We start from the raw sequence: 16,678 nt of genomic DNA, 5'->3' as shown, positions 1-16,678 counted from the left end.
CAGCGACAGTGCTTAAATCACTTGGATCAATTCGATTTTGCCTTGCGGGCTTCGATGATCGACACATAGGCGTCATGGGTAATCGGATCGAACCCAAGGCTGTCGCCTGCCGCCACGCCATAGGCGCAGTCGGGGTCGTTCTCGTACAGGTTGTCGACCAGCGCGGTCATCTTGTCTTTGACGTCCTGAGGCAGGCTGGTGCGCAGCACGACGGGGCCTTCAGGGATCGGCTTGGAGCGCCAGATTTCCACCAGATCGTTCATATCGACCAGGCCTGCGTCCACGGCCTTGCGCAGCGCGCCGGAGTTGTAGCCGTCTTCCCAGTTGCCCTGACCATCAGCCCAGGTCACGCCTGCATCGATGTCGCCATTGTTGACCGCAACGATGGTCTGCTCGTGACCGCCGGTGAACTTGACTTCGCCAAAATATGCGCCGGAGTCCATGGTGATCTCTTCGCCCATCTGGGGGATCTCGATCGACGGGATCAGATAGCCGGAGGTGGAGTTCGGGTCACCGAAACCAAAGACCTTGCCCTTGACGTCTTCAAGCTTGGTGATGCCGCTGTCGGCGCGGGCAAACCCGATGGAGTGGTAGCCATAGGACCCGTCCACGTTGATTTTCACCAGCACGGGCTCGACCGCTTCGGCGTCTTGCAGATACACCGCGGCATAGGCGGAAGCACCCAACCATGCCATATCCAGCGTGCCGCCCAGCAGACCCTGGATAACGCCGTTATAATCGGCAGGGGCGAACAGCTTGGTCGGGACGCCCAAGGCATCCTCGGTCATGGCGCGCATACATTCGTTCGAATTCATCCGGTCCTGCGCGTTCTCGCCGCCCAGAATACCGATGCGGAATTCGGAAATGGCTTCGGTTTGGGCCACAGCACCCGTCGCAAGGGCGGTCGTCGCGAAAGCAGCAGCAAGTAGTTTGTTCATCGGTCGTCTCTCTTTTTGCAGATAGGCCCCCGAGGATCGGAGGCTGGGGATGAAAAGATAATTGGGGTTATTGCGCCGCCACCGTTTCGGGACGGGCGGACAGCGTTTCGATCTGGGTCGATGTCGTCGCTTCGGAAAAGCTGGCATCCGCCCCGTAAATGTCGCGCGCCACACCGGTGGTCAGCTGCGCGGGCGTGCCGTCAAACACGATGCGCCCCTGCCGCATGCCGATCACGCGGTCGCAATAGCGTCGCGCGGTGTCCAGCGTGTGCAGGTTCGCGATCACCATGCGCCCGTCCTGTTCGTGGATGTCCCGCAGCGCCTGCATCACCAGCTGCGCGTTCATCGGATCAAGCGAGGCAATGGGTTCATCGGCCAGAATAATCGTGGGGTCCTGCATCAGTGCGCGCGCGATGGCGACACGTTGCTGCTGCCCGCCCGACAGGGCCTCGGCGCGTTTGGGAGCGTGCTCGGCAATGCCCAGACGGTCCAGAATATCGATGGCGCGGATGATGTCGTCTTCGGGGTAGAGGTTGAACATCGTGGCCAATGTCGACCGGCGGTTCAACGTGCCGTGCAGCACGTTCGATACCACATCCAGACGCGGCACCAGATTGAACTGCTGAAAGATCATCGCGCAATGGGATTGCCAGTCGCGCTTCTCGGCCCCGCGCAGCTTGGTGATGTCGCGCCCGTTGACCAGAATCTCGCCGGAACTGGCAGGGGTCAGGCAGTTCATCATCCGCAGCAGCGTCGACTTACCGGCACCGGAACTGCCAATGATGCCAATCATCATCGGGCGGTCGACGGAAAAGCTCGCTGCGTGAACGGCTGTATTCGCGCCAAATGTTTTTGTGACGGCTTGAAGCTGAAGCATTCGGTTCCCCTTTTTTCGGGGAACCTAGGGCGGCATTAATTCACATTCGTTTCAGCTTTATGAAAGTTTCACGACAGCGGAACCTTTCACGATCCTAGTCTATTTCAGGCCGGTAGAGCCGAATCCGCCGTCCCCGCGCGTGGTATCGGACAAGGCATCGACCTCGACACAGACGTATTGTTGAACCTGCGCAATAACAGCCTGCGCGATCCTATCCCCGTGCCGGATAACAAAAGGCGCATCCCCTACATAGTACAGCCCGACCATCACCACGCCGCGGTAATCCTCATCCACCGTGCCGGGCGCATTGGGAATCAGAAACCCGTGCTTCAACGCCAGGCCCGACCGTGGCCGGATCTGCATCTCCGTCCCGCGCGGCAGCTCGACCGAGAACCCGATAGAGATCAGACTGATCTGCCCTTTTACAAATTCCATCGGCCCGTCCGGCAGAAAGGCCCGCAAATCCATCCCCGCCGCCCCGGCAGTGGCATAGGACGGCAGCGGCAGATCATCATTGCCGCTGACCCGTTTGAATTTGATCTCGCTCATCATCCGCTCCACCGCACGCGCGCTTTCCAAATGGTTTTAAATCCTCGCCGAAGGCAAGAAAACTCTAGCGCAACGTCTCTGCAATGCGCGCGGCCAACTGCTGTGCCACCTGATCCTTGCCCATACGCGGCCAGCTTTCGGCACCCGCATCCGTGATCAGGGTCACAGCATTTTCCGCCCCGCCCATAATGCCTGTCGCCGGTGAGACATCATTCGCAACGATCCAGTCGCAGCCTTTGCGCAGCCGTTTTGCCGTGGCGTTTTCAACGACGTCATTCGTCTCCGCAGCGAATCCCACGACCAGCTTGGGCCGCCGCACCCCCGCCGCGCTGACGGTTTTCAGAATATCGGGATTTTCAGCAAAGCTCAGCACCGGCAGCCCGTCTTTCGATTTCTTGAGCTTTCGATCACTGGCGCTGGCCATGCGCCAATCCGCCACCGCCGCGGCAAAAACGCCTGCGTCGGCGGGCAAGGCGGCCTCTACCGCCTCCTGCATCTGCTGCGCCGTTTGCACGCGGATCACCTCTACCCCGTCGGGCGGGGGCACGTCGGCAGGGCCAGTGACAAAGATCACCTGAGCCCCCAACGCCGCCAGCGCGCGCGCGATCGCTGTGCCCTGCGCGCCCGAGGACCGGTTCGCGATATAGCGGACAGGGTCAATCGGCTCATGCGTCGGGCCGGAGGTCACCAGAATACGTCGCCCCTTTAGCGGACCATCGGCCAGCTGCGCCTCGACCGCCGCGACAATCTCAAGCGGTTCGGACATGCGCCCGGGGCCGAATTCCCCGCAAGCCATATCACCATCATTCGGGCCGACCACATGGATGCCATCACCGCGCAGGGTCGCAAGGTTGCGTTGGGTCGCGGGGTGGTCCCACATGCGCACGTTCATCGCCGGCGCAATCAGCACCGGCGTATCTGTCGCCAACAATAGGGTAGAGGCCAGATCATTCGCCACACCGCTCGCCATCTTGGCCATCAGATCCGCCGTGGCAGGGGCCACCACAACCAGATCCGCGACCCGGCTTAGCTGGATATGCCCCATCTCGGCCTCGTCGCCCAGATCGAACAAGTCGCGATACAGCTTCTGCCCCGCCAACGCCGAAACGGACAAAGGCGTTACAAATTCTTCGCCCGAGCGGGTCAGCACGGGCGTCACAGTGGCCCCGCGTTCGCGCAGGCGGCGGATCAGATCAAGGGATTTGAAAGCGGCAATGCCGCCCCCGATTATCAGCAGAATATGTTTGCCAGCCAGCATGATCGCCCCCGTCGTCGGTGTTCGTCCCGACCATAGGGGGGCGGTTCATTTTCCGCCAGCCCGTTCCTGCGGCAGAGCGCGCAGACCGCGGGATCATATCTGGGGGCTCACATTAGGAAGTGGCGCACTTCGGAGGATTGTGTCTCAAGCGTTTTGCGCATCTTGCCAAAGGCCGCGGCCTCTAGCTGGCGCACGCGTTCTTTCGATAGGCTCAGCTCGGCACCCAGACTTTCAAGCGTCCGCGGCTGATCGCGCAGCTTGCGTTCGCGCACAATGAATTGTTCGCGTTCGTTCAGGGCCTGCATCGCCGACAACAGCCAGCTGCGCAGCGTCAGCGTGTCGTGGCTTTCCTCGACACGTTCGGCAGCCTGCGCGCTGTCATCGACCAGCGCGTCGATCCACTCGCGGCCCTCATCCTCTGCCGATTGCGTCGCGTTCAACGAGAAGTCAGAGCCGGACAAACGCCCCTCCATCATCTCGACGTCATGCATCGGCACGCCAATCTCGGTAGAAATCATCTGACGCAGCTGATGCTTGTCCAGGGTCTCGCCCGCGGCTTGGGCCTCGCGCTCAAGGCGTGCCTGTACACGGCGCATGTTGAAGAACAGCGATTTCTGAGAGGACGTAGAGCCGGTGCGCACCATCGACCAGTTGCGCATGACGTGATCCTGAATGCTCGCCTTGATCCACCAGACGGCATAGGTAGAAAAGCGCACCCCGCGGTCGGGGTCGAACTTGTCGGCAGCTTTCATCAGGCCCAATCCAGCCTCTTGGATCAGATCATTCATCGACGCGCCATAGCGCTTGAATTTACCCGCCATCGAGATAGCTAGACGCATGTAAGCTGTGATCAGCCGATGCAGCGCTTCCTCGTCGCGTTCGTCCCGCCAGGCATAGGCAAGCTTCAGTTCTGTCTCCGCATCCAAAAGCTCTGCTTTCATTGCGGTGCGGGTCAAAGAAAATTCACGTGATTGCGCCAGCGTCATGATGTCCATCCCTACTATTGAGGCACATCTGTCTGCGCCTTTTCATCTAAACGCGGAAAACCGCCAGTTGGTTCACGCGGAATCGAAAAAGAATCGGCTTTTTTCCGCGCAGCTTGCTTTGACTTTGTGACAATGACGCTAAATAAATCGCAAACCACTGGGCGAATAAGGCGCGCTGATCATGACTATCTGGCATTGGGTGCGCCACGGCCCGACCCACGAGAAAAACTTTGTCGGCTGGCGCGATGTCCCTGCCGATCTGTCCGATGTCGCACAGCTCGGTCGGCTCAACGCGCATCTTCCGCAGAGGGCCGTGATGGTATCCTCGGACCTTATCCGCGCTTCTGCCACCGCCGATACACTGGCCTCTGCCAGCCGCCTGCGCCTGCCCCATGACCGCGACCTGCGCGAGCTTGATTTCGGGCTGTGGGACGGCATGCACGCCCGCGATGTATCGCAAAGCCACCCCGAGCTCAGCCGCGCCTATTGGACCACCCCGGGTGACATCGCCGCCCCCGAAGGCGAAAGCTGGAACGACGCGGCCCGCCGGATCAACGCCGCCGTTGACCGGATCACACAGGCCCATCCGAACACAGATATCATCGCCGTGGCGCATTTCGGCGTGATCCTGACACAGGTCCAACGCGCGCTTGGCGTGGATGCCCATGCCGCGATGGCCCATAAGATCGACAACCTGTCGGTCACGGATATCCACATCACCCCGCAGGGGTGGGACATCGGCACGATCAACCATCAGGTCTGACGGCCCAGCCCCTACCTTTCTGACGGCCCCGCCCTCCCTTCATTTTGCCAATTAAACTCAAATCCAGCGCTTTCCACGTTCGTTAACGCTTATTAAACACCCCCGCCCTACCCCTGAGGTATCGCAAGGCATCAGGGGTAGAATGGTCGCACGGGCATATACGGTCGCATTCCAGGGCATCGACGCGCGCATCGTCGAGGTGCAATGCGCGCTCTCTGCCGGTATGCCCGCCTTTTCAATCGTGGGCCTGCCTGACAAAGCGGTGTCAGAAGCGCGCGAAAGGGTTCGTGCCGCGCTTGGTGCGATGGCCATCGCCCTGCCCAGCAAACGGATCACGATCAACCTCAGCCCTGCCGACCTGCCCAAAGAAGGCAGCCATTTCGACCTGCCGATCGCGCTGGCCCTGCTGGGGGCGATCGATATCCTGCCGAATGATGTCATCCAAAGCACCGTCGCCTTGGGCGAACTGTCTCTGGACGGGAGCCTGATCCCCGTGATCGGCGCACTGCCTGCGGCGATGGCTGCGGCGGAAAACGGGCGTAGCCTGCTTTGTCCCGCTGCCTCTGGTGCCGAAGCGGCTTGGGTCGGCAATGCGCAGGTGATCGCGGCCCCCAGCCTCGGCGCGGTGGTGCGGCATTATACCGGCCAAACCCCGCTGCCGCCTGCCACACCGGGCGAAGTCTCGCAAAGCCCCAGCCAGCATGACCTGCGTGATGTCAAAGGTCAGGAACGCGCCAAACGCGCCTTGGAAATCGCGGCCGCGGGACGTCATCACCTGATGTTTGTCGGCACGCCCGGCTCGGGTAAATCCATGCTGGCGGCGCGTTTGCCCTCGATCCTCCCCCCGCTGACCGCACAAGAAGCGCTCAGCACCTCTATGATACACTCGCTTGCCGGGCTTCTGGATGACGGCGGCATCTCTCGTCTGCGCCCGTTCCGCGAACCGCACCACACGGCGTCTATGGCGGCGATCATTGGCGGCGGGCGGCTGGCCAAACCGGGGGAGGTCAGCCTCGCCCATAACGGCGTGCTGTTCATGGATGAATTCCCCGAATTCCCGCGCACCGTGCTGGAAACCCTGCGCCAACCCGTCGAGACGGGCGAGGTGATGATCGCCCGCGCCAATGCACATGTGAAATACCCGTGCAAATTCATGCTTGTCGCCGCAGCCAACCCCTGCAAATGCGGCTATCTCAGCGATCCATCCCGCGCATGTAGCAAGGCCCCCGCTTGCGGTGAGGATTATATGAACCGCGTCTCGGGCCCGCTGCGCGACCGCTTCGACCTGCGCATAGATGTGCCGCCCGTGGGCTATACCGACCTCGACCTGCCCCCCAGTGCGGAAGGCTCGGCGGAAGTCGCCCAAAGGGTGCAAGCCGCGCGCCGCCGCCAGCACGACCGCTTTGCCGACCATCCCACAGCGGCCCTGAACGCAGATGCAGAAGGGGACCTGCTGGAACAGATCGCCGCCCCGGATACGGAGGCGCGGCAGCTGCTGTCCCGCGCGGCAGAGCGGTTTCACCTATCGGCACGTGGGTATCACAGGGTATTGCGTGTGGCGCGCACCATCGCGGATCTGGACGGGGCTGGCGACGTGCGCAAACCGCATCTGGCCGAAGCGCTCAGCTTTCGGTTGCCGTCGGTGGCAGTTGCGTGATCCAGCGCGCCAATGCGTCTAACGTGACCCGCGCTTCGGGCAGGGTATTGTGGAAGATCGGCCAGACGTGGGGCAGGTCATGCGCTTCCTCCAGCGTCACGCGCACACCTTGATCCCGCAAATGCGCTGCCATCCGGCGCGCGTCATCGCGTAAAATCTCTGTGGACCCGACGGTGATCCAGACTGGCGGTGCCCCCGGATAGCTCGCAAGCAAGGGGCTTATATCGGGATCTCGGGGGTCTGCACCTGCCAGATACATCTCTGCCATAAGACCGGCCTGCGCGGCGGGCAATACGGCCTCTCGTGCCGCATTCTCGCGGAAGCTGGCCCCCTCGTGCAGAAAATCGGTCAGCGGTGAAAAGGCAAAAAGCGCGCGCGGCAGGGGGCCACTGCCTGCACAAAGCCGGCTAAGCAGATTGAACGCCAGCGCGCCGCCTGCGCTATCGCCGCCGACAATGATATTCTGCGCCGACACACCGCTGTCGAGCAACGCCTGATAGGCCGCGGCGACATCGTCGATTGCGGCGGGAAACGGCGCTTCGGGGGCAAGACGGTAATAGGGCAATACCGCCGCAGCCCCCAGACGCTGCGCCAAGGCCCCCAGCATCGCCCCGTGGGTATCGGGGCTGCCAAACACAAAACCACCCCCATGAATGTAAAAGATCACCAGATCAGAGCGTGTCTGCGTAGGGCTCACCCGCAGAACATCGCCCGCGCCAACCAAGCGGCTGCGGGTGATCTGGGTGCCCCGCGGTGCCCGAAACAGCAGCCGCGCGGTCTTCGCAAAATCACGACGTATCTTGTGCACATCACGCGTGCGCGCCAGCTTGCGCTTCTCTACCAAACGTAAATAGCCGTTCAGCAGAGGGCGCAGCAGGCTCATGCGCGCTTACGCTCGATCGCTTCCCATATCTTGGCCGCGATATTGGTGCCGTCGAAACGTTCCAGTTCTTGTATACCCGTGGGGGAGGTCACGTTGATCTCTGTCAGATAGTCGCCAATGACATCGATGCCGACGAAAATCTGCCCTTTCTCGCGTAGCAACGGGCCGATGGCGGCGCAAATTTCAAGGTCACGCTCTGTCAGGCCGACCTTCTCGGGGCGGCCGCCCACATGCATGTTCGACCGGGTTTCCCCCTCTGCCGGGACGCGGTTGATGGCCCCGACGGCTTCGCCATCCACCAGGATCACCCGTTTATCGCCCTTGGACACAGCCGGCAGGAATTTCTGTACGATCAACGGCTCGCGCGAGAAACCGGTGAACAGTTCGTGCAAAGAGCTGAGGTTGCGATCATTCGTGTCCAGACGGAAGACACCCGCGCCCCCGTTCCCGTATAGCGGCTTGAGGATGACATCCTTGTGCTTCGCCTTGAACGCTTTGATCGTGTCCAGATCACGGGCGATTGTGGTCGGCGGGGTCAGCTGCGGGAAATCGAGCACCAGCAGTTTTTCGGGGTAGTTCCGCACCCAGAACGGGTCATTCACCACCAGCGTTGTCTTTTTCAGACGGTCCAGCAAATGGGTAGAGGTGATGTAATGCATGTCGAACGGCGGATCCTGCCGCAGCCAGACCACGTCGAAATCCGCCAGATCAACCTCGCGTTCAGGCCCCAAGGTGGCGTGATCGCCCTGTACCCGCTGCACGGTCAGATCATGACCCCGCGCGGTTATGCGCCCCTCTTGATAGGCGAGGTGATCGGGGGTGTAGTAGAAAAGCGCGTGCCCGCGCGCCTGTGCTTCCTCGGCCAGGCGAAAGCTGCTGTCCGCGTTGATGTTCACGTCCCCGATCGGGTCCATCTGAAAGGCGATTTTCATAAGGGGTCTCCCTGTTGTTCCTTTCTAGATGGCGCAGCAGGGCGTGGGGTGCAATGGGTCAGTCGTGCCCGAAGGCGTTTTCAAGGATCCGCAGGTCACCGGTCTGATCGACCAACGCCACGTCAAACCGCACATCCGTCAGCGCGCCTTTGGGTTCGCCGCCAATGAATTCTTCGGCGGATCGATAGATACGGCGCATCTGTTTCCGGTTCAGACGCTGCAGGGCGCTGTCATGGCTTTTGCTTTTCTTCACTTCGACAAAGACGATCCCGTCGCCGTCGCGCATGATCAGATCAATTTCGCCCGCCTTACCGCGCCACCGTTCATGTGCCAGATCAAAGCCGCGGCGGCGGTAGTCATCCGAGACCTGCAGTTCAGCCGCACGACCTGCGTGATAGGAAACAGCCCCTTGAACGGATTTCGCCAGTGTCGTCAGTGTGTCGGTCATCTTAGGTTTCTTTCCCCAGTTCCAATGCCGCCTGATACACCTGTCGGCGCGGCACATCATATGCCTGCGCCACCATATCGACGGCATCGCGCATCGAATTCGTTTCCAATGCGTTCGCAAGGTCAGAGGTTAGATCACTTTCGCTAACAGCCGGTAAACGCCCGCGATCGATCAGCACAACAATCTCGCCCTTCGGGGCTTTACCGCTGTAGTGTTCGGTCAACTCATCCAGGGTACCGCGCTGAATTTCCTCGAACTTCTTAGTCAGCTCGCGACAGACAGCCGCCGGACGTTCCCCGCCCAGCGCCTGTGCGGCATCGCGCAGCATCGCCCCCACCCGCTTGGGTGATTCGTAGAAAACCAGCGTGCCTTGCACCTCTTTCAACTTTTGCAGCGCCGTGAGCCGTGCGCCTTTCGCATTGGGCAGGAACCCTGCGAAAAAGAAGGCATCCGTCGGCAGCCCTGCCAAAGCCAGCGCGGTCAGCACCGCCGAGGGGCCCGGGGCGCAGGTCAGCATGAGCCCTGCCTCGCCTACACCGCGGGACAGTTCGAACCCCGGATCCGCGATCAGCGGCATGCCAGCCTCAGAGGCATAGGCGACGGATTGCTCATCGCGGATCGCGGCGACAAGCTTGTCCTGCACGCCACTGCCCGAATGGTCGTGCAGCGCCACAATCTGCCGGCCGTTGAGAGGCACCCCATGGATATCCATCAACTTACGCAGGCTCCGCGTGTCCTCCGCCGCCAGCACATCAGCCGAGGCCAGCACGTCGAGCGCCCGCAAGGTTATGTCGCGGGCAGAGCCGATCGGCACCCCGACAAAGTAAAGCCCCGCCGCAAGGGGAATCTTTTGGTAATTCAAGCTGGACCCGCCTTTCGCACCCTCTATGATCAGTGCATATGTCCCCGGGGCCATCGCCGCCGACCTGCCACCAATGGAGTGACACTGTTATGATCGCTGTTTTCAACATCCTTCGCAAGCCACTGCGGCTTTTGATCCTGCCACTGATCGCATTGGCGCTTGCCGCCTGTGAACCTGTGGCGATGACCAATATGAACGGGTCCAAGGGCCCCAAAGTCGACTCGAGCAAACCTATTCCGGTGGCCTTGCTGATCCCACGTGGCGGTTCGGCGGCGGATAACCTGCTGGCGCAAGAGCTTGAGAACGCCGCGCGTCTGGCAATCCGCGATCTGGGCGGCGTGCAGATTGACCTGCGGGTCTATGGCACGGGCGGCAATGCAGGCACTGCGGGCACCGCAGCGGCGCAGGCCGTCACCGACGGGGCTCAGATCATTCTGGGGCCGCTTTATGGCGAGGCCGCAAATGCGGCGGGCAACGCGGTTGCCGCGCAGGGCGTGAATGTCCTGTCCTTCTCGAACAACCCCAGCATCGCGGGCGGCAATGTCTTTGTGCTGGGTCAGAACTTTAACGACACCTCCAACCGTCTGGTCCGCTACGCCAAGAGCAACGGAAAAGACAAGATCCTCGTGCTGCACGGTCAGGATCTGGCCGGCCAGCTGGGCCGCGATGCCATCCTCAAGGCGATTGCCGCAAACGGGGCGACCTCTGCCGGTACGGTTGATTACGCGCTGAGCCAAGAAGCCGTAATGTCTGCCGTGCCGCGCGTGAAAGCTGCCGTGGAAAGCAACGGGGCGAATGCGGTCTTCCTGACGACATCCTCGGCCAGTGCGCTGCCGCTCTTCGCACAACTGCTGCCAGAGGCCGGGATCAGCGGTGCCACCACGCAGTACATCGGTCTGACCCGCTGGGACATCCCGCCCCAAACGCTGGCCCTGCCCGGCGTGCAAGGTGGCTGGTTCGCCCTGCCCGATCCCGGTGCGACAAACGCATTTTCGCAGCGCTATGCCGCAGCCTATGGCGACACACCCGGCCCGATTGCTGGTCTGGCCTTTGACGGGATCGCAGCCGTGGGGGCCTTGGCGAAATCCGGCAAATCCGACGCGTTGTCCGCGGCACGTCTGACCCAGGGCGCGGGCTTCCGCGGGGCGAGCGGCGTGTTCCGCCTCAAGGCGGACGGCACCGCCGAACGCGGCCTTGCCATTGCCACGATCCGCAACCAGCAGGTCGTCATCATCAGCCCTGCCCCCCAAGCCTTTGGCGGGGCCGGCTTCTAAGGGACCGCCTTTTGTGAAACCCCTTGTTGCACCAGCAGAATCAGGTGAGGCCACCGCGCGTCACCTGATCAGCACCCCCAAACGCATCTTTGACGAAGCGGCTGTTTCCGCCGCGCTCAAGGACGTGCTGGACGGTTTGACCGATCCGGCAGAGATTCAGGCCGCCGCTGTCGCCGTTCTGCAAGACGCGCAAAAGAACGGGCGCGCCGAAATCGCCCGCGCCTTTGCGGCGTCACCGTTCAACGCGCGCCCCATGACGTCGGCCTATTGCTACCTCACCGATCAGCTTGTCCGCACGACCCTGCAGATCGCCGGGCAACGGCTCCACCCGGTTGAAACGCTTGGCCCGAACGACCGGCTCGCCGTGATCGGCGTCGGCGGGTATGGCCGCGGAGAGATGGCCCCCTATTCTGATGTGGACCTACTGTTCCTCATCCCCCAAACGCCCAGCCAGCGCACTGAAAACCTGATCGAATCCATGCTCTACATGCTATGGGATCTCAAGTTGAAGGTCGGCCATTCCACCCGCACCATCCGCGACTGCGTGACCCTTGGCCGCGAGGATTTTACGATCCAGACAGCCCTGCTGGAGCACCGCTTTATCGCCGCCGATGTGGCTTTGGCGCAGGATTTGGATGAAACGCTCAAGACCGATCTTTTTGCAGGCACCGGTCGCAGCTTTATCGAAGCCAAGCTGGAGGAACGCGACGCGCGGCACCGCAAGCAGGGTCTGCGTTATGTGGTAGAGCCCAACGTCAAAGAGGCCAAGGGCGGCTTGCGCGATCTGCAATCGTTGTTCTGGATCGCCAAACATATCTACAGTGTCGAACATGCCGCCGATCTTGTCGACCGCGGCGTGTTTCTGGAGGAAGAATTCAAGACCTTCGTCGCGGCCGAGAATTTTCTTTGGGCGGTACGCGGACACCTGCACCTCATTTCAGGACGCGCGACCGAACAGTTGACCTTTGACATGCAGGTCGCCGTGGCCGAGGCGATGGGATACCGTGACACGCGGGGCCGCCGCGGGGTCGAGGTGTTCATGCAGGCCTATTTCCGCCACGCCACCGAAGTGGGCGAGCTGACGCGCATCTTCCTCACCAAGCTCGAAGCCTTGCACGTCAAGGCGGAACCCCTGCTCGAACGTATCTTTCGCCGTCGCCCCAAGCTGCGGGACGGCTATGAGGTCGTGGGCGGGCGGCTGGCGGTCACCGATGGCAAGGCGTTTATCAGCGACAAGCTGAACCTGCTGCGCATCTTCGAAGAGGCATTGCGCACCGGCATGTTGATCCACCCCGATGCGATGCGTCTGGTCAAAGCGAACCTCGCCCTGATCGACGACGACATGCGCAACACGCCCGAAGCGCGGCGGATCTTCCTTGATCTGATGCTGAAACACGGTAACCCCGAACGCGGCCTGCGCCGGATGAACGAACTGGGCGTGCTGTCGGCCTTCATCCCCGAGTTTGAACCCATCGTGGCGATGATGCAGTTCAACATGTACCACAGCTATACGGTGGACGAGCATACGATCCAGTGCATCACAAACCTTGCCCTGATCGAGAAGGGCGAGCTGGAAGAAGACCTGCCCGTCGCCTCGTCGATCCTTCAACGTGGGGTGAACCGCAAGGTGCTATATGTGGCTCTATTGCTGCATGATATCGCCAAGGGCCGCCCCGAAGACCATTCGATCCTCGGAGCCCAAATGGCCCGCAAGATCGCGCCCCGTCTGGGCCTCAACAAGGCCGAGGTCGACACGGTCGAATGGCTGGTCCGCTACCACCTGCTGATGTCGGATATGGCGCAAAAACGCGATATTTCCGATCCGCGCACCGTGCGGGACTTTGCCAAGGCTGTGCAGACCGTCAAACGGCTTGATCTACTGTGTGTGCTGACCGTCTGCGATATCCGCGGCGTCGGCCCGAACACATGGAACAACTGGAAAGCCGTGCTGATCCGCGGGCTCTACCGGCAAACCAAACGCGCGCTTGAAACCGGGCTCGAAGACCTCAACCGCGAGAACCGCGGCGCGGGGGCCAAAAAGGCCCTGCGTGCGGCTCTTGCCCATTGGCCGCGCAAGGATCTTCAGGCCGAAACCGCGCGCCACTACCCGCCCTATTGGCAGGGCCTTCACACGGCATCGCAGGTCGTATTCGCCGAACAGCTCCGCGATATTCAGGACGGTGAAATCCGCATTGACCTGCACCCTGACGATGACCGCGACGCCACCCGCGCCTGCTTTGTCATGGCGGACCACCCGGGCATCTTTGCACGGCTCGCCGGTGCGCTGGCGCTGGTCGGGGCGAATGTCGTCGATGCCCGCAGCTATACCACCAAGGATGGCTGGGTGACTGATGCGTTCTGGATTCAGGACGCCGAGGGCAACCCCTACGACGTCTCGCGCCTGCCACGGCTGCGGCAGATGATCTCCAAGACGCTCAAGGGTGAAATTCTGGCCCGCGATGCGCTGAAATCCCGCGACAAGGTGAAAAAGCGCGAGAAAGTGTTCAAGGTGCCCACGCATATCACCTTTGATAACGAAGGCTCGGAAATCTACACGATTATCGAGGTGGATACCCGCGACCGCCCCGGCCTGCTCTATGACCTCACGCGGTCGCTGTCTGAATCCAACGTCTATATCGCCAATGCGGTGATCGCGACCTATGGCGAACAGGTGGTCGATACCTTCTACGTCAAGGATATGTTCGGGTTGAAATACTATACCGAAAGCAAGCAGAAGACGCTCGAGAAACGGTTGCGGGCGGCGATCATCGACGGTGTTGCGCGGGCACAGGACTGACATCGGCGCTTTCGCGCGGGCATGACGGCTGTGTTCGCATTTCCCTGATTGCGCAGTGCGGCGCCAACGGCTAGGCCATTTGCACCGCAGTTACGGGGCAGCACCACCATGAAACCTATCCGCCTTATGTCCGGCTTCTTCACCGTCGGGATCTGGACCCTCCTCAGCAGGGTCATGGGGTTCGTGCGCGATGTGATGATCGCGGGCTACCTTGGCTCCGGCCCCGCCGCCGAAGCGTTTCTGGTCGCCTTTTCCTTACCCAACATGTTCCGCCGCTTCTTTGCCGAGGGGGCGTTCAACATGGCCTTTGTGCCGATGTTCTCGAAAAAGCTCGAAAGCGGCGATGATCCGGAAAAATTCGCGCAGGATGCTTTCGTCGGCATGGCGTTCATCCTGACGCTGTTCACCATCATCGGGATCGTCGCGATGCCGGGGCTGGTGCTGTTGATGGCCTCGGGCTTTGCGGGGGACGAACGGTTCGATCTAGCGGTCGAATACGGGCGGCTGGCCTTCCCCTATATCCTGTTCATCTCCCTCGCCGCACTTGTATCGGGCGTGCTGAACGCCACGGGTCGCTTCATGGCGGCGGCAGCAGCCCCTGTGGTGTTGAACGTCATCTTCATCCTCGCCGTCCTGATCGGGGCCGCCCTTGGCCGCGACGGATCAGAGGCGATCGGCATGGGCATCGACAAGGCGCTTGGCCTGCAGATCGGCGACACCCTGGCGCTGTCTGTCCCGCTGGCGGGGATCGCGCAACTGGCGCTGGTCTGGTGGGCCGCGAAACGCGCAGGCTTCACACTGACCTTCGGCCACCGCCCCCGCCTGACGCCCGAGCTGAAACGCCTCGCCATCATCGCCGCCCCTGCGGCCCTGGCGGGCGGGGTCATGCAGATCAACCTGCTGGTAGGCCGTCAGGTCGCCAGCTTCTACGAAGGGGCCGTGGCCTGGCTCAATTATGCAGACCGCCTCTACCAACTGCCCTTGGGCGTGGTGGGGATCGCGATTGGCGTGGTGCTGCTGCCCGACCTGTCACGACGGCTCAAGGCCGGAGACGAACAGGGATCGCACACCCAGATCAGCCGCGCCGCCGAGGTGTCGCTGGCGCTGACCATCCCCTCGGCAGTTGCGTTGATGGTGATCCCCTTCACGCTGGCCACGGTGCTGTTCCAACGCGGGGCCACAACCACAGATGACGCTGCGGCCATCGCCATTGCGGTGGCGATCTACGGGCTCGGCCTGCCGGCCTTCGTGCTGCAAAAGATCCTGCAACCGCTTTACTACGCGCGTGAAGACACCCGCCGCCCCTTCTACTTTGCCGTGGTGGCAATGGTGGTGAACGTGGTACTGGCCGTTGGCCTCAGCCCCGTGATCGGCTGGATTGCCCCTGCCATCGCAACGACATTGGCGGGGTGGGCGATGTTTGCCTTGCTGGCCTATGGCGCACGTGGCTTCGGGTTGGCCGCGAAATTTGACGCGCGTTTTCACAAACGCATCTGGCGCATCATGGCGGCGGCGGCGGTCATGGGCGGAGCGCTCTGGATCGGCAACCTGGCCCTGCAACCCCTGCTCGCCGAAGCCTGGTGGCGCGGGGTCGCCCTGGTGATCCTCATTGCCCTGGCGGCCGTCAGCTACTTCGGCACCGGCCAGCTCATCGGTGCGTTCAAACTGGCCGAATTCAAACGCGCCCTAAAACGCGGCTAACCCGCCCCACTTCTAAATGGCATTAAATCCCGGGGGTCAGGGGGCTGGCCCCCTGCCCGTCACGCCTGCCTGACACGCCTGCAAGCCTCACCGATGCCGAATACGCTCCCGCAGCCTGCCCCATTCGCCCGGCGCAAAAACAAAGCTCAGCGCGAAACCACAGGCAAAGCCCAAAAGCTCCGCCACCCACTGGGTGCCCGCGTCAAAGAACACGCCCCAGATCAGCTGCAACCCCATCAGCACGGCAATCAGGGAAAACGCGCGGTACTGCTGTTCTCCTTGCCCCGCCAGCTTGCGCCACATGACAAAGGAATAGCCGCCGATCAGCCCATAGACCGACGGGTAGGCACCGACCAGCCAGACCGGATCATCCAGCACCAGCGCATAGACCACCGCGCCGAAAATACCCGACACAAAGAAGATCGCCAGAAACGCCACCTGCCCCATCGCCTCGGCCACCATCTTGCCAAGCGCCAGCAACAGCACGCAGGCAAAGATCGCATGGGTGAACCCCAGATGGATGAAACTATAGCTCACCACCCGCGACAGGTCGCGCAGGGGAAACTGCATGTTGGCGACCATCCAGTCGAAGACATCGCCCGAAAACCCGAAGTCGCGGATCAAGGCCAGACGCCAGCCCACAGCAGCAGGACCGCCGATGATCCCGGCCTCGGCCAGCGACAGCACGACCTCTATCCCCGCCAGCGCCAGAAAAAGCAGCGTGACGGTTGCGGGCATCGGGTTCACGGGGGG

Annotated in this window: 15 protein-coding genes; 5 read left to right on the top strand and 10 right to left on the bottom strand. The window is 61.9% G+C overall.

Going from position 1 to position 16,678, the window contains the following annotated elements; translation table 11 throughout:
- Positions 1-26: 26 nt before the first annotated feature.
- From phnD to B3849_RS09035, 5 genes are all read right to left on the bottom strand, one after another.
- Positions 27-938, bottom strand: a complete 912-nt coding sequence (phnD, locus tag B3849_RS09055; RefSeq protein ID WP_005851293.1) for a phosphonate ABC transporter substrate-binding protein — start codon at positions 936-938, stop codon at positions 27-29.
- A 67-nt stretch (positions 939-1,005) separates the two neighbouring features.
- Positions 1,006-1,815 carry a phosphonate ABC transporter ATP-binding protein gene (gene phnC, locus B3849_RS09050; protein ID WP_005851291.1) on the bottom strand — a complete coding sequence of 270 codons (810 nt, stop codon included), beginning with the start codon at positions 1,813-1,815 and terminating at the stop codon, positions 1,006-1,008.
- Positions 1,816-1,914: 99 nt separating this feature from the next.
- On the bottom strand, positions 1,915-2,364 hold the full coding sequence (gene dut / locus B3849_RS09045) for a dUTP diphosphatase (RefSeq protein WP_037944894.1): 450 nt from the start codon (positions 2,362-2,364) through the stop codon (positions 1,915-1,917).
- 64 nt (positions 2,365-2,428) lie between these two features.
- A complete protein-coding gene (gene coaBC / locus B3849_RS09040; RefSeq protein WP_286780037.1) occupies positions 2,429-3,622 on the bottom strand; it encodes a bifunctional phosphopantothenoylcysteine decarboxylase/phosphopantothenate--cysteine ligase CoaBC in 1,194 nt (397 codons plus the stop codon).
- Positions 3,623-3,729: 107 nt separating this feature from the next.
- On the bottom strand, positions 3,730-4,617 hold the full coding sequence (locus tag B3849_RS09035) for an RNA polymerase factor sigma-32 (RefSeq protein ID WP_005851286.1): 888 nt from the start codon (positions 4,615-4,617) through the stop codon (positions 3,730-3,732).
- A gap of 172 nt (positions 4,618-4,789) precedes the next feature.
- On the opposite strand from B3849_RS09035, the gene B3849_RS09030 reads away from it, so the two are divergent.
- Both B3849_RS09030 and B3849_RS09025 read left to right on the top strand, forming a co-directional pair.
- The gene (locus tag B3849_RS09030) at positions 4,790-5,371 is read left to right on the top strand and encodes a histidine phosphatase family protein (protein ID WP_064216353.1); all 582 of its coding nucleotides are present in this window, start codon (positions 4,790-4,792) and stop codon (positions 5,369-5,371) included.
- 142 nt (positions 5,372-5,513) lie between these two features.
- Positions 5,514-7,028: a YifB family Mg chelatase-like AAA ATPase gene (locus B3849_RS09025; RefSeq protein ID WP_074636045.1), complete on the top strand. Its 1,515-nt coding sequence runs from the start codon at positions 5,514-5,516 to the stop codon at positions 7,026-7,028.
- Here the strand turns inward: B3849_RS09025 and B3849_RS09020 are convergent.
- The 4 genes from B3849_RS09020 to rsmI are packed head-to-tail and all read right to left on the bottom strand — an operon-like array spanning position 6,994 to position 10,153.
- Positions 6,994-7,911: an alpha/beta hydrolase gene (locus B3849_RS09020; protein ID WP_278424833.1), complete on the bottom strand. Its 918-nt coding sequence runs from the start codon at positions 7,909-7,911 to the stop codon at positions 6,994-6,996. The genes B3849_RS09025 and B3849_RS09020 overlap by 35 nt on opposite strands.
- The gene (gene gshB / locus B3849_RS09015; protein WP_037943139.1) at positions 7,908-8,843 is read right to left on the bottom strand and encodes a glutathione synthase; all 936 of its coding nucleotides are present in this window, start codon (positions 8,841-8,843) and stop codon (positions 7,908-7,910) included. Before gshB ends, B3849_RS09020 begins: the two co-directional genes overlap by 4 nt.
- Positions 8,844-8,901: 58 nt before the next feature.
- A complete protein-coding gene (locus B3849_RS09010) occupies positions 8,902-9,291 on the bottom strand; it encodes a YraN family protein (RefSeq protein WP_005851276.1) in 390 nt (129 codons plus the stop codon).
- Between the two features lies 1 nt (position 9,292).
- Complete coding sequence (gene rsmI / locus B3849_RS09005; RefSeq protein WP_278424832.1) at positions 9,293-10,153, bottom strand: 16S rRNA (cytidine(1402)-2'-O)-methyltransferase; 861 nt, start codon at positions 10,151-10,153, stop codon at positions 9,293-9,295.
- A gap of 89 nt (positions 10,154-10,242) precedes the next feature.
- Between rsmI and B3849_RS09000 the strand changes: the two genes are divergently transcribed.
- The 3 genes from B3849_RS09000 to murJ all read left to right on the top strand — a co-directional run bounded on the left by B3849_RS09000 (position 10,243) and on the right by murJ (position 15,925).
- Positions 10,243-11,427 (top strand): penicillin-binding protein activator, encoded by a 1,185-nt coding sequence (locus B3849_RS09000; protein WP_278424831.1) that lies wholly within the window; start codon positions 10,243-10,245, stop codon positions 11,425-11,427.
- A gap of 13 nt (positions 11,428-11,440) precedes the next feature.
- Positions 11,441-14,224 (top strand): [protein-PII] uridylyltransferase, encoded by a 2,784-nt coding sequence (locus B3849_RS08995; protein ID WP_037964853.1) that lies wholly within the window; start codon positions 11,441-11,443, stop codon positions 14,222-14,224.
- A gap of 108 nt (positions 14,225-14,332) precedes the next feature.
- Positions 14,333-15,925 (top strand): murein biosynthesis integral membrane protein MurJ, encoded by a 1,593-nt coding sequence (gene murJ, locus B3849_RS08990; RefSeq protein WP_009825952.1) that lies wholly within the window; start codon positions 14,333-14,335, stop codon positions 15,923-15,925.
- Between the two features lie 87 nt (positions 15,926-16,012).
- On the opposite strand, the gene B3849_RS08985 is transcribed toward murJ, so the two are convergent.
- The coding region (locus B3849_RS08985) for a rhomboid family intramembrane serine protease (protein WP_286780036.1) at positions 16,013-16,678 on the bottom strand (666 nt) is incomplete at its 5' end.

This window comes from Sulfitobacter sp. UBA4523, assembly GCF_002388305.1.
Classification (GTDB): domain Bacteria; phylum Pseudomonadota; class Alphaproteobacteria; order Rhodobacterales; family Rhodobacteraceae; genus Sulfitobacter; species Sulfitobacter pontiacus.
Note: the sequence above shows the minus strand (reverse complement) of the source record. Positions and strands in the feature narration are given on the sequence as shown.